Annotated in this window: 14 protein-coding genes; all 14 read left to right on the forward strand. The window is 60.2% G+C overall.

All coding sequences use genetic code 11. The features are described from left to right. The first annotated feature begins 52 nt into the window (after positions 1-52). The 14 genes from fabF (at position 53) to KVG85_RS01650 (ending at position 12,456) form a co-directional block, all read left to right on the forward strand. Positions 53-1,297, forward strand: a complete 1,245-nt coding sequence (gene fabF / locus KVG85_RS01585; RefSeq protein WP_038860467.1) for a beta-ketoacyl-ACP synthase II — start codon at positions 53-55, stop codon at positions 1,295-1,297. After that, positions 1,297-2,112 carry an aminodeoxychorismate lyase gene (gene pabC, locus KVG85_RS01590; RefSeq protein WP_217862822.1) on the forward strand — a complete coding sequence of 272 codons (816 nt, stop codon included), beginning with the start codon at positions 1,297-1,299 and terminating at the stop codon, positions 2,110-2,112. The genes fabF and pabC overlap by 1 nt, the downstream gene beginning before the upstream one ends. Before the next feature lie 3 nt (positions 2,113-2,115). Beyond that, positions 2,116-3,297: an endolytic transglycosylase MltG gene (mltG, locus tag KVG85_RS01595; RefSeq protein ID WP_217862823.1), complete on the forward strand. Its 1,182-nt coding sequence runs from the start codon at positions 2,116-2,118 to the stop codon at positions 3,295-3,297. Between the two features lie 19 nt (positions 3,298-3,316). Next, the gene (gene tmk / locus KVG85_RS01600; RefSeq protein WP_122507589.1) at positions 3,317-3,949 is read left to right on the forward strand and encodes a dTMP kinase; all 633 of its coding nucleotides are present in this window, start codon (positions 3,317-3,319) and stop codon (positions 3,947-3,949) included. Next, the gene (locus KVG85_RS01605) at positions 3,942-4,925 is read left to right on the forward strand and encodes a DNA polymerase III subunit delta' (protein ID WP_016770984.1); all 984 of its coding nucleotides are present in this window, start codon (positions 3,942-3,944) and stop codon (positions 4,923-4,925) included. The genes tmk and KVG85_RS01605 overlap by 8 nt, the downstream gene beginning before the upstream one ends. A 42-nt stretch (positions 4,926-4,967) precedes the next feature. Continuing rightward, positions 4,968-5,324 (forward strand): PilZ domain-containing protein, encoded by a 357-nt coding sequence (locus KVG85_RS01610; RefSeq protein WP_016770983.1) that lies wholly within the window; start codon positions 4,968-4,970, stop codon positions 5,322-5,324. A gap of 15 nt (positions 5,325-5,339) precedes the next feature. Next, entirely contained in the window at positions 5,340-6,131 is a 792-nt protein-coding gene (locus tag KVG85_RS01615) for a TatD family hydrolase (RefSeq protein WP_217862824.1), read from the forward strand. A 351-nt stretch (positions 6,132-6,482) separates the two neighbouring features. Beyond that, positions 6,483-7,121, forward strand: a complete 639-nt coding sequence (locus KVG85_RS01620) for a TetR/AcrR family transcriptional regulator (RefSeq protein WP_016770981.1) — start codon at positions 6,483-6,485, stop codon at positions 7,119-7,121. A gap of 138 nt (positions 7,122-7,259) precedes the next feature. Next, positions 7,260-8,228: a GTP 3',8-cyclase MoaA gene (locus KVG85_RS01625; protein ID WP_217862825.1), complete on the forward strand. Its 969-nt coding sequence runs from the start codon at positions 7,260-7,262 to the stop codon at positions 8,226-8,228. Positions 8,229-8,355: 127 nt separating this feature from the next. After that, positions 8,356-8,961, forward strand: a complete 606-nt coding sequence (locus tag KVG85_RS01630; RefSeq protein WP_024013915.1) for a DUF4823 domain-containing protein — start codon at positions 8,356-8,358, stop codon at positions 8,959-8,961. A 14-nt stretch (positions 8,962-8,975) separates the two neighbouring features. Next, a complete protein-coding gene (locus KVG85_RS01635; RefSeq protein ID WP_073472283.1) occupies positions 8,976-9,536 on the forward strand; it encodes a DUF1285 domain-containing protein in 561 nt (186 codons plus the stop codon). 192 nt (positions 9,537-9,728) lie between these two features. Further along, the gene (locus tag KVG85_RS01640) at positions 9,729-10,445 is read left to right on the forward strand and encodes a FadR/GntR family transcriptional regulator (RefSeq protein ID WP_039760144.1); all 717 of its coding nucleotides are present in this window, start codon (positions 9,729-9,731) and stop codon (positions 10,443-10,445) included. Between the two features lie 46 nt (positions 10,446-10,491). Further along, a complete protein-coding gene (locus KVG85_RS01645; RefSeq protein ID WP_217862826.1) occupies positions 10,492-11,367 on the forward strand; it encodes an SMP-30/gluconolactonase/LRE family protein in 876 nt (291 codons plus the stop codon). Positions 11,368-11,637: 270 nt separating this feature from the next. Beyond that, entirely contained in the window at positions 11,638-12,456 is an 819-nt protein-coding gene (locus KVG85_RS01650; protein WP_217862827.1) for an SDR family oxidoreductase, read from the forward strand. Positions 12,457-12,483: the final 27 nt, after the last annotated feature.

Below are 12,483 nucleotides of genomic sequence, written 5' to 3' on the forward strand. Positions count from 1 at the left end.
GGTTTTTTCTTTAGGCCTGATGCAAAGTCGTCATTTGAAAAAGGAGAGTGCTGTGTCGCGTAGACGCGTCGTAGTCACCGGTATGGGTATGTTGTCGCCACTGGGCACGGATGTGCCGAGCAGTTGGCAGGGCATTCTGGCTGGCCGCAGTGGCATTGGTCTGATCGAACACACCGACCTTTCTGCCTATTCGACCCGCTTCGGTGGTTCGGTCAAAGGCTTCAATGTCGAGGAATACCTGTCGGTCAAGGAAGCGCGCAAGCTCGACCTGTTCATTCAGTACGGCCTCGCCGCAGGCTTTCAAGCCGTGCGCAACGCCGGTCTGGAAGTCACCGATGCCAACCGTGAACGCATTGGCGTGGCCATGGGTTCGGGGATTGGCGGTCTGACCAACATCGAAGAGACCAGCCGCACCCTGCACGAGACCGGTCCACGACGGATCTCGCCGTTCTTTGTGCCTGGCTCGATCATCAATATGATTTCCGGTTTCCTGTCGATCCATCTGGGCGCACAGGGACCCAACTACGCCATCGCCACCGCGTGCACCACCGGTACGCACTGCATCGGCATGGCCGCGCGCAACATCATGTACGACGAAGCCGACGTGATGATTGCCGGCGGTGCGGAAATGGCCGCCTGCGGTCTGGGCATGGGCGGCTTCGGCGCGTCCCGTGCGCTGTCGACCCGCAACGACGAGCCGACTCGTGCCAGTCGTCCATGGGACAAGGGTCGTGACGGCTTCGTCCTGTCCGACGGTGCCGGCGCTCTGGTTCTCGAAGAGCTCGAACACGCCAAGGCCCGTGGCGCGACGATCTACGCCGAGCTGATCGGTTTCGGCACCAGTGGCGACGCGTTCCACATGACCTCGCCACCCGCCGATGGCGCCGGTGCCGCGCGCTGCATCACCAATGCCCTGCGCGATGCGAAAATCAACGTCGACCAAGTGCAGTACATCAACGCCCACGGCACCTCGACCCCGGCCGGCGACCTTGCCGAAGCCAATGCGATCAAGTCGGTGTTCGGCGATCACGCCTACAAACTGGCTGTCAGCTCGACCAAGTCGATGACTGGCCACCTGTTGGGTGCGGCGGGCGCGGTCGAAGCGATCTTCAGTGTGCTGGCAATCAACAGCCAGGTGGCACCGCCGACCATCAACCTTGATGAACCGGACGAAGGCTGCGATCTCGATTTCGTCGCGCACACCGCGCGCAACATGGACATCGATGTCGTGCTGTCCAACTCCTTCGGTTTTGGCGGCACCAACGGCACGCTGGCGTTCCGTCGGTTCGCCGGCTGATGGACAGCTGGGTCGACGGTCAACCGGCTGACGCGCTGTCGCTGAAAGATCGCGGCCTGGCTTACGGCGATGGTCTGTTCGAGACCATTGCCGTGCGCAGTGGACAGCCGGTCCTGCTGGATCGACACCTGACGCGCCTGGCCGATGGCTCCGCGCGTCTGGCCATTGCGACCGACCTCGAGCTGGTTCGCCATGAGCTGCTCAGCTATGCCGCTGCGATGGGCGAGGGCGTGCTCAAGCTCATCCTCACGCGTGGCGACGGCTTGCGCGGTTATGCGCCCGATCCTGCGGCGCAGGGCCGACGCATTCTGCAAGGCAATCCGCCGGCGGCTTATCCCGCTACCCATGCCGAGCACGGCATCCGCCTGTTTCCCTGCAACACGCGTTTATCTACGCAGCCGTTGTTGGCCGGGCTCAAACATCTGAATCGACTGGAGCAGGTACTCGCCCGCGCCGAATGGCAGGACAGCGAGCATGCCGAAGGCTTGATGCTTGATCAGGCCGGGCGCGTCGTTGAGGGCGTGTTCAGCAATATTTTCCTGGTGCGCGACGGTGGCTTGATCACGCCCGACTTGAAGCGCTGCGGCGTCGCAGGTGTGATGCGCGCGGAAATTTTGTTTCAGGCCGAGTCACTGGCCATCCCCACGCAAATCGCCGATATCAGCCTCGAACAGCTGCAATGGGCTGATGAAGTGTTTGTCTGCAACAGCGTTTATGGCGTCTGGCCGGTACGCGCCTGTGCTGCACTGAGCTGGCCGGTTGGCCCGCTCACCCGTAAACTGCAAACCATTGCCCGCGCGCTACTGGATGCTTGATTCGTGAGACGTAAACTTTTGCTGCTGCTGGAAACCGGACTGGTTCTGGCAGGGCTGCTGTTGGGCGCCAGCGCCTGGAAAATTCATTCGGCGCTGGAACAGCCCCTGAACATCCCGCAGGAACAACTGCTGGATGTGCCGAAAGGCTCTACACCGACCCGTACCTTCCTTGAACTCGAAACCGATGGCGTCATCAAGGACGCGTTCTGGCTGCGTGTCTACTGGCGCTTCAATCTTGCCGGCACGCCGATTCACAGCGGCGAGTACCGCATGCAGCCGGGCATGACCGTCAACGGTCTGATCGATTCGTGGAAGCGCGGCGACGTGGTTCAGTACAGCCTGACCCTGGTCGAAGGCTGGACTTTCCATCAAGTGCGCGCCGCGCTGGCCAAGGACGACAAGCTCGAGCAGACCCTCACCGGCCTGAGCGACAGCGACGTCATGGCGAAGATTGGCCACAAAGGCTTGTTCCCTGAAGGTCGGTTTTTCCCGGATACCTATCGCTTTGTGCGCGGCATGTCCGATGCCGAACTGCTGAAAAAGGCCTTTGATCGTCTCGATGAGGTGCTCGCCAAAGAGTGGGCGCAGCGTTCTGCCGATGTGCCTTACAGCGAACCTTATCAAGCGCTGATCATGGCCTCGCTGGTCGAGAAAGAGACTGGCGTTCCGCAGGAGCGCGGGCAGATTGCCGGCGTTTTTGTACGGCGCATGGCGCAGGGCATGCAGTTGCAGACCGATCCGACGGTGATTTATGGCCTCGGTGATCGCTACACAGGCAAACTGACCCGCGCGCATCTGAAAGAACCGACGCCCTATAACACTTACGTGATTCCCGGTTTGCCGCCGACGCCCATTGCGATGGTCGGGCGCGAAGCGATTCATGCTGCGCTCAACCCGGTGGAAGGCAGCAGCCTGTATTTCGTCGCCCGTGGCGATGGCAGCCATGTGTTCTCCGATGATCTGGATGCGCACAACAACGCAGTGCGCGAATACCAGCTCAAGCGCCGTGCCGATTACCGTTCCAGCCCGGCACCAGTAACTGCCCCGGCCACTGATGAGGCGATTCCGGCGGCCTCGCCGAACACCGCGCCCGAGGTGCTGCCCGAAGTGCCATCGAAAGCGCCGCCGCAAGATCCGGCGCCAGCCCAAGAACCGGACGCCGCTGCACCACAGAACGCGCAATGACTTTGATGAAGGACTGCCTGTGACTGGCTTGTTTATTACCTTGGAAGGCCCGGAAGGCGCGGGCAAGAGCACCAATCGCGAGTACCTCGCCGAGCGCCTGCGCGCCGCCGGTATCGAAGTGCTGCTCACCCGTGAGCCTGGCGGTACGCCGCTGGCCGAGCGGATTCGTGACGTGTTGCTGACCCCGGCCGACGAAGTGATGCATCCGGACGCCGAGCTGTTGCTGGTGTTCGCCGCGCGCGCCCAGCATCTGGCAGAGGTGATTCGCCCGGCGCTCGCTCGTGGCGCTGTGGTGCTGTGTGATCGTTTCACCGACTCGACATACGCCTACCAGGGCGGCGGTCGTGGTTTGTCGCTGGAACGCATCGCCAACCTGGAAACTTTCGTGCAGGGCGACTTGCGGCCCGATCTGACACTTATTTTCGATTTGCCCGTAGAGATCGGTCTGGCCCGCGCCAGTGCCCGTGGCCGACTGGATCGTTTCGAACTCGAAGGCCGGGCGTTTTTCGAAAACGTGCGCAATGCGTTCCTGAAGCGCGCCGAAGCCGATCCTTCGCGCTATGTGCGCATCGATGCTGGTCAGCCATTGGCCAAGGTCCAGCAATCGCTGGACACCTTGCTGCCGAATCTGCTGGAGCTGGCTCGTGGCTGAGGCCTATCCATGGCAGGACAGCCTCTGGCAGCAACTGGCCGGACGCAGTCAGCATGCCCACGCGTACCTGCTGCACGGTCCCGCCGGTATCGGCAAGCGTGCTCTGGCCGAACGCTTGATGGCCAGCCTGCTGTGTCAGCGTCCTACGCCTGAGGCGTGCGGCGAGTGCAAATCCTGCCTGCTGCTCAAGGCCGGCAGTCACCCGGACAATTACATTCTGGAGCCGGAAGAGGCGGACAAGGCGATCAAGGTCGATCAGGTTCGTGATCTGGTCAGTTTCGTCGTGCAGACTGCGCAGCTCGGCGGGCGCAAAGTGGTGCTGATCGAGCCGGTCGAGTCGATGAACATCAACGCTGCCAACGCCTTGCTCAAAAGCCTTGAAGAACCGTCCGGCGATACCGTTCTGCTGTTGGTCAGCCACCAGCCGAGCCGTTTGTTGCCAACCATCAAGAGCCGTTGCGTGCAGCAGGCCTGCCCGCTGCCGGGCGAGGCGATGAGCCTGCAATGGCTGGCCCAGGCGCTGCCGGATTGCGCGGAAGACGAACGCGTCGAACTGCTGACGCTGGCCGCCGGGTCGCCGCTGATGGCGGTCAGCCTGCAATCGCAAGGTGTGCGTGAACAGCGCGCGCAAGTGGTCGAAGGCGTGAAGAAGTTGCTCAAGGGCCAGCAGTCGCCGACGCAACTGGCGGAAGAGTGGAAAAGCATTCCGATGTTGCGTCTGTTCGACTGGTTCTGCGACTGGTCGAGCCTGATCCTGCGCTATCAACTGACTCAGGACGAAGCCGGTCTCGGCCTGGCCGATATGCGCAAGGTCGTGCAGTACCTGGCGCAGAAAAGCGCGCAGGGCAAAGTGCTGGATATTCAGGACTGGATTCTCGCCCAACGGCAGAAAGTGTTGAGCAAGGCCAACCTCAATCCGGCCCTGTTGCTGGAAGCATTGTTGGTGCAATGGGTGGGATTGCCTGGTCAAAGATAAGAATGTGTACCTAGACTCTGAAGATCAGCAGTGGAGGTGAGCATGATTGAACCTGTCAGCCCGGGGCCGCGTAACGGCATCTTGTCCCTGACCATCAAGGACAAGTCGGTGCTTTACGCCGCCTACATGCCTTTCATCAAGAATGGTGGCCTGTTCATCCCGACCAACAAAAGCTACCGGTTGGGCGACGAGGTGTTCATGCTGTTGCACCTGATGGATGAAGCGGAAAAAATTCCCGTCGCCGGCAAAGTCGCCTGGATCACCCCCAAAGGTGCACAAGGCAATCGCGCCGCCGGTGTCGGCGTGCAATTCAACGATGGCGACGACACCGCGCGCAGTCGCATCGAAACTCATCTGGCCGGAGCGCTGAAATCCGACCGTCCCACTCATACGATGTAAGTTGCAGTCCTTTTTATGCTCGTAGATTCCCATTGTCACCTTGACCGTCTCGACCTCGACGCCCATGACGGCTCGCTGGATGCCGCACTCGCTGCGGCCCGCGAGCGTGGAGTCGGACACTTTCTGTGCATCGGCGTCAGTGCCGACAACGCCGCCGACGTCAAAGCTCTCGCCGAGCGGTATGTCGATGTCGATTGTTCGGTCGGCGTGCATCCGCTCGACGTACAACCGGGCGCGGCGCCAGCGCTGGACTGGCTGCTGCACGAACTCAATCATCCGAAAGTGGTGGCGATCGGCGAAACCGGGCTCGACTATCACTACGAGCCCGAAGCTGCCGAGTTGCAGCAGGAGTCGTTTCGCCTGCACCTGCAAGCGGCACAGCAGACCGGCAAACCGGTGATCATTCACACCCGTGGCGCTCGTGCCGACACCCTGGAACTGCTGCGCGAAGCGGCGCTGCCCCAGGCGGGCGTGTTGCATTGCTTCACCGAAGACTGGGACATGGCCAAAGCGGCACTGGACATGGGCTATTACATTTCCCTGTCTGGCATTGTCACGTTCCGCAATGCCGACGCCTTGCGTGATGTGGCGAGCAAAGTGCCAGCCGATCGCCTGCTGGTGGAAACCGACTCGCCGTACCTGGCGCCGATTCCGTATCGCGGCAAGCCGAACCTGCCGCAGTACGTGCGCGAAGTGGCGGAGTTTCTGGCGATGCTGCGTGGTGAGAACTACGAGCGCTTTGCCGAGCAGACCACAGAGAATTTCAAGCGTCTGTTCCCGCTGGCGAGTGTTAAATCTGCCGTATGACGGCTGGCCAAATCGCAGGCAAAAAAAACCCGGGTTCTGGGGGGTGAATCCGGGTTAAGACCATTAGGAGTAAAACAAAGGCACGCGGTCCGTTGGTACCTTTACCGGCACGACACTTGGGGGAGATGTCGCCCGACAGTTCAAGTATTGATCAGTCTGGCGTGCAGTCCAGTGAGCCGGTCGGGGTTTTTAAACAAATTTGGAATACGTTTGCTTCAGTTGAGTTCTCATTGCACCTGAATCGTTCTCGAAATGAACAAGAAACACAGATTCGGTCGATGAACCGTGCTTTTTTGCGCAAGTTAGGCATAATACGCGGCTTCGAATTTTGACCCTTCAGACCTTTTTCTTATGCATAAAGAACCTCGTAAGGTCCGTGAATTTCGTCGCCGCGAGCAGGAAATTCTCGATACCGCGCTCAAGCTGTTCCTCGACCAGGGTGAAGACAGTGTCACCGTCGAGATGATTGCTGATGCCGTGGGTATCGGCAAAGGCACGATCTACAAGCACTTCAAATCCAAGGCGGAGATCTACTTGCGCCTGATGCTCGACTACGAGCGCGATCTGAACGAGCTGCTGCATTCGGCCGATGTCGACAAGGACAAGGAAGCACTGTCCCGCGCCTACTTCGAATTCCGCATGCGCGACCCGCAGCGCTATCGCCTGTTCGACCGTCTCGAAGAGAAAGTGGTCAAGGGCAATCAGGTGCCGGAGATGGTCGAGGAGCTGCACAAGATCCGTGCCTCGAACTTCGAACGCCTGACGCTGCTGATCAAGGGTCGCATCAGCGAAGGCAAGCTCGAAGACGTGCCGCCGTACTTCCACTACTGCGCATCCTGGGCGTTGGTGCACGGCGCGGTGGCGCTGTATCACTCGCCGTTCTGGAGCAATGTGCTGGAAGATCAGGAAGGCTTCTTCCAGTTCCTGATGGACATCGGCGTGCGCATGGGCAACAAGCGCAAGCGCGACCCGGAAACGCCGAGCACATAAGTCATTCAGCGGGCTGATTGCGCCGTGTTTTCACAACATGGCGCAATAGCGCAGGAATATACTCAGGCATAGGGCTTGCTAAAACCTGATTTCTCAGTCAAGTTTTGCTCGCTCGATTTTCTTTCGCCGGAGTGTTTCATGATCGTTGACCGTCAAGGCAGGCGTTTTCGCAATCTGCGCATCAGCCTGACCTCTGCCTGCAATTATGCCTGTACCTACTGCGTGCCCAATGGCAAGCGGTTGGTCGCTGCGCAGGATGAACTGTCGGCCGAAGCCATGGCGCGCGGCGTCGAATACCTGATCGAAGCGGCCGGCATCGAGCGCCTGCGCATCACCGGCGGCGAGCCACTGGTCAGCCCCAAGCTCGAATCGTTCATGACTGCCGTCGGCCAGATGGGCCTCGACGACATCAGCCTGACCACCAATGGTCAACTCCTCACGAAAAAACTGCCGCTGCTGGTCGATGCCGGTCTGCGTCGAATCAACGTTTCCCTCGATACCCTTGATGCCGCTGCTTTTCGCAGCATCGCCCGTGGCGGCGATCTGGCCAGCGTGCTCGATGGCATGGATCAGGCTGCCGCCGCCGGGATGAAGATCAAGGTCAACATGGTGCCGTTGCGCGGGCAAAACCTCGATCAGGTCATGCCGCTGCTCGACTACTGTCTGGAGCGCGGCTTCGAACTGCGCTTCATCGAGCTGATGCGCATGGGCCATCTGGCCAAGGATTCCAATGCCTTCCTGCAGCAGTTCGTCAGCCTTGAGCAGTTGCTCGGCCTGATCGGCGAACGTTATGAATACGCCCAGACCGACGCACCGGTGGACGCCACGGCCGTTCGCTATGCGATTCCCGGTCGCGGCAATTTCGGGGTGATAGCCAACGAAAGCGTGCCGTTCTGCCGCACTTGTTCGCGCTTGCGCCTGTCGTCGACCGGTTGGCTGCATGGCTGCCTGTCGTCGAGCAACCGCCACTATGTCGGCGATCTGCTCGACAAGCCGCGCCACCAGGCTTTGCCGGCACTGCAACGTTTGCTGGTCAAGGCGTTGGGTGACAAGCAGGAGGTAGCGTTCTCTGGCGGCGCTACTGTCATGAAGATTATTGGTGGCTGAATAATCGCTTTCGCGAGCAGGCTCGCTCCCACACGGAACGCCTTTCAAGGAAAATGCCGAGCTGGCGCAAAAGCTGCATCCAACGGCCATTCGCCGGTTTTCCGACACCGGCTTCTGGAGGAATAGGATGCGTAGCCTGGTTTTGCTGCTGGCCGTTTTGGCGCTTGGCGGCTGCATGAATGTCAGCGATATGGCCGAAGGCACTCGCTATCACATGAGCGATGCGGGGCTTCTGGACCACAGCGACAGCCGCCGGGTGAACAATATCCGCATTCAGCCGGACTCGTTCATCTTCATCGCCCAGGGCGCGTTCGCACCGCCGGGTGGTTCCTATCCACGGCCGAACGTGGTCGCCGAAGAAGCCTTCAAGGGCTTTGTCGAATATTTCCCGATGGTCCGCCGCGCCCGTGCGCCGGAAGGCCTCGATCAAGCCATGGGCGAAGCCCGTGATGCCGGCGCGCATTATCTGCTGTACACACGTTTCGCCAAGGCTGACGACCGCATCGGCAACTCTGACGAGTGGCTGGATCAGGAGGCGGTGGATCGCCTCGGTATCGACGGCGGCGTGATTCAGATCATGTTGATCGAGACCAGCACCCAGTATTTGATTGATACTGCACGGATCAAGAGTCGTGGCGGTTTACTGACGTTCCATGACTCCAAACCCGAAGACCTCATCGGTCCGCCGCTGGCGCAATACGCACGCAGCCTGCTGGGGATCGGCGACCAGTAATCAAGGAGTACGCCATGAGTGACCCGCAAACAGCCAATGACCTGCTGGGGCAGATCCCCAAGACCAAAGGCCTGCCACCGGTGCATTTGTGGAACCCGGATTTCTGCGGCGACATCGACATGCGCATCGCCCGCGACGGCACCTGGTACTACCTGGGCACGCCGATCGGGCGCAAGCCGATGGTCAAACTGTTCTCCACCATCATCCGCCGCGACGGCGATGATTATTTCCTGATCACCCCGGTGGAGAAGGTCGGGATCAAGGTTGATGACGCGCCGTTCGTGGCGGTTGCCGTTGACGTGGAGGGGGAGGGCGAGGCGCAGGTTTTGCGCTTTACCACCAATGTCGAGGAAACCACCGAGGCGGGGGCCGAGCATCCGCTCCGTGTCGAGATCGATCCTGAGACCCAGGAGCCTGCGCCTTATGTGCATGTGCGCAGCAACCTTGAAGCGCTGATTCACCGCAATGTGTTTTACCAGTTGGTGGAACTGGCGGTGAGCCGCGAGATCGACGGTCAGCGCTGGTTGGGCGTGTGGAGCGGCGGCGAATTCTTTCGCATCGGCCTGGAACCCTGACACAACATCAAAATGTGGGAGCGAGTCTGCTCGCGAATGCGCTGTATCAGTCGGCAGCACTGTTGACTGACACGACGCTTTCGGGAGCAGGCTCGCTCCCACAATGGTCTGTGCAAGCTGAAAAAATCCGATTGACTGTTATTCATATGATGATTAGCGTAGGCACCCATCGCGATTCGCCTTGAGGTGTACATGTCCAGCAGCTTTCATGCGTCGACCGTTGACTGGCTGGGCAGTTGGATTGCTGCCGGTCAGGTCAAGCCGGGGCAGACCATCAAGGTCGAGGCGGATCTGGGCGAACAGCTTGGCGTCAGCCGCACGGTGATTCGCGAAGCGATCAAAACCCTCGTCGCCAAAGGCATGCTTGAAGTCGGGCCGAAAGTCGGCACGCGGGTGTTGCCGGTACGGCGCTGGAATCTGTTCGATCCGCAAGTGGTCGGTTGGCTGTCGCGCAACGGCTTGCCGGAAAACTTCGTCGATGACCTGCTGGATTTGCGCCGCACCATCGAGCCGATGGCGGTGCGCTGGGCCTGTGAGCGCGCAACGCCGGAGCAAATCGAAGCGGTGCAATTGGCCTTCAACGCACTGGAACGTGCGGTCGACAGTGGCATCGATTACAACCGTGCCGACCAGGCCTTCCACGAATGCATCCTGGCCGCCAGCCATAATCAGTTCATCGAACAAATGGTCCCGGCCCTCGGCGCGTTGCTTGCGGTGTCGTTCGAAGTCTCCGCCGCCGACCCCGATGAACTGCGCCGCACCTTACCGATCCATAAAGACATGGCCGACGCCATCGCCGCGCGCGATTCGACCCGTGGCGTGTGGGCGTGCATGACCTTGATCGACAACGCCGACCTGGCGATAAAACGCTTTTACCCGAAAGTCATGGCGGACCGCAAAGCCAGCTGAAACCCAGCCCCCTGTATGAAAACAACAAGAACATGAAGGATTCCAGATGACCTGCACCGCCCTGACCCAACACCGCGCGCAACTCGGCGAAGGCCCGTTCTGGGATGCGCCGACCCAAGCGCTTTACTGGGTCGATATCGCCGGTAAGCAAGCGTTGCGCCTGATCGGTCAAAACGTGCAGATCTGGCAGATGCCCGAGCACATCTCTGCCTTCATTCCCTGCGCCAGCGGCGATGCGCTGGTGACATTGAGCAGCGGTGTCTACCGCCTCGATCTCGATTCACCCGGCCTCGAGCCACGCTTGACGTTGTTCTGCGTTGCCGACCCGCAACCGGGCAACCGCCCCAACGAAGCCCGTTGCGATGCCTTGGGCCGGTTGTGGTTGGGCACCATGCAGAACAACATCGGCGAGCACGGCGAGGATCTGCCGCTGGTGCGCCGTTCCGGTGGCCTGTTCCGTATCGATCCCGATCAACGCGTGACACCGCTGCTGCTCGGCCTGGGCATCCCCAACACCCTGCTGTGGAGTGACGACGGCACCACACTGCTATTCGGTGAAAGCCTCGACAGCACGCTCAATCGATATTTCATCCGCACCGACGGCAGTCTCGATGCACCGCAGGTGTTCTACTCGTCCGATCAACACGGTGGTCCCGATGGCTCGGCGATGGACGCCGAAGGCTACGTGTGGAATGCACGCTGGGACGGCGGTTGCCTGTTGCGCCTGACGCCGGACGGGCAGGTCGATCGCAAAATCGATTTGCCGGTCAGTCGCCCGACCAGTTGCGTGTTTGGTGGCGAAGACTTGAAAACCCTGTTCATCACCAGTGCCAAGAGCCCGCTGAATCATCCTTTGGACGGTGCGGTGCTGAGCATGCGCGTTGATGTTGCAGGAAAACTCTGTATGCGTTTTGCTGGCTAGATCCCAAAATATGGGATGCAAAATTATATATTGAGATTATTTGGCGGTCGGGTTTATAGTCGGCTCCAGCAGTAACACGCACTCACACTTAAAAAGAACAAAACAGGTGAAGTGATGCAGCGAATTCTTGTCGCCCGCGCAAGCGGGATCCGCCTTTCGTCACGGCTTGATGCCGTCGGCGACGCTTGCCTGTTTGTTTTCCCCAGCCGTCAGAACCGGACATCGACCGATGCCCGGTTTTTTTGCGCCTGCGTGCAGGAGGCCTGAGCCATGGCTGAAGCGCTGACATTGCCACCAGTGCCGGCGCCGCCGAAAGGCGAGCGCCTGAAAAACAAGGTCGTGCTGCTGACCGGGGCCGCTCAGGGCATCGGCGAAGCCATCGTTGCCGCGTTCGCCTCGCAGCAAGCCAGACTACTCATCAGCGATATCCAGGCCGACAAGGTCGAGCTGGTCGCCGCTCACTGGCGCGATCAGGGCCATGACGTACAGGCGCTCAAGGTCGACGTATCGAATCAGCAGGATCTGCATGCCCTGGCCCGACGCGCCGTGGAATTGCATGGCCGCATCGATGTGTTGGTCAACTGCGCCGGGGTCAATGTGTTCCGCGATCCTATGCAGATGACCGAAGAGGACTGGCGCCGCTGCTTTGCCATCGATCTGGACGGCGCCTGGTATGGTTGCAAAGCCGTGCTGCCGCAGATGATCGAGCAGGGCGTGGGCAGCATCATCAACATCGCCTCGACCCATTCCAGCCACATCATCCCCGGCTGCTTTCCGTACCCGGTAGTCAAGCACGGCTTGCTCGGCCTGACCCGTGCACTCGGCATCGAATACGCGGCCAAAGGCATTCGCGTCAACGCCATCGCGCCGGGCTACATCGAAACGCAGCTGAACGTCGATTACTGGAACGGCTTTGCCGACCCACACGCCGAACGGCAGCGCGCCTTCGACCTGCATCCGCCCAAGCGCATCGGCCAGCCGATCGAAGTGGCAATGACGGCGGTATTTCTGGCCAGCGATGAGGCACCGTTTATCAATGCTTCGTGCATCACCATCGATGGTGGTCGCTCGGTGATGTACCACGACTGAATAAAACGGATTTCCAGCGCTGAACTA

Origin of the sequence: Pseudomonas triticicola (assembly GCF_019145375.1) — a bacterium.
GTDB lineage: Bacteria > Pseudomonadota > Gammaproteobacteria > Pseudomonadales > Pseudomonadaceae > Aquipseudomonas > Aquipseudomonas triticicola.

Excerpts from the sequence above, each read along its gene's own strand:
- KVG85_RS01615 (WP_217862824.1), top strand. The coding sequence starts at position 5,340 with ATGCTCGTAGATTCCCATTGTCACCTTGACCGTCTCGACCTCGACGCC.
- KVG85_RS01610 (WP_016770983.1), top strand. The coding sequence starts at position 4,968 with ATGATTGAACCTGTCAGCCCGGGGCCGCGTAACGGCATCTTGTCCCTG.
- KVG85_RS01620 (WP_016770981.1), top strand. The coding sequence starts at position 6,483 with ATGCATAAAGAACCTCGTAAGGTCCGTGAATTTCGTCGCCGCGAGCAG.
- pabC (WP_217862822.1), top strand. The coding sequence starts at position 1,297 with ATGGACAGCTGGGTCGACGGTCAACCGGCTGACGCGCTGTCGCTGAAA.
- KVG85_RS01625 (WP_217862825.1), top strand. The coding sequence starts at position 7,260 with ATGATCGTTGACCGTCAAGGCAGGCGTTTTCGCAATCTGCGCATCAGC.
- KVG85_RS01630 (WP_024013915.1), top strand. The coding sequence starts at position 8,356 with ATGCGTAGCCTGGTTTTGCTGCTGGCCGTTTTGGCGCTTGGCGGCTGC.
- KVG85_RS01640 (WP_039760144.1), top strand. The coding sequence starts at position 9,729 with ATGTCCAGCAGCTTTCATGCGTCGACCGTTGACTGGCTGGGCAGTTGG.
- KVG85_RS01635 (WP_073472283.1), top strand. The coding sequence starts at position 8,976 with ATGAGTGACCCGCAAACAGCCAATGACCTGCTGGGGCAGATCCCCAAG.
- KVG85_RS01645 (WP_217862826.1), top strand. The coding sequence starts at position 10,492 with ATGACCTGCACCGCCCTGACCCAACACCGCGCGCAACTCGGCGAAGGC.
- KVG85_RS01650 (WP_217862827.1), top strand. The coding sequence starts at position 11,638 with ATGGCTGAAGCGCTGACATTGCCACCAGTGCCGGCGCCGCCGAAAGGC.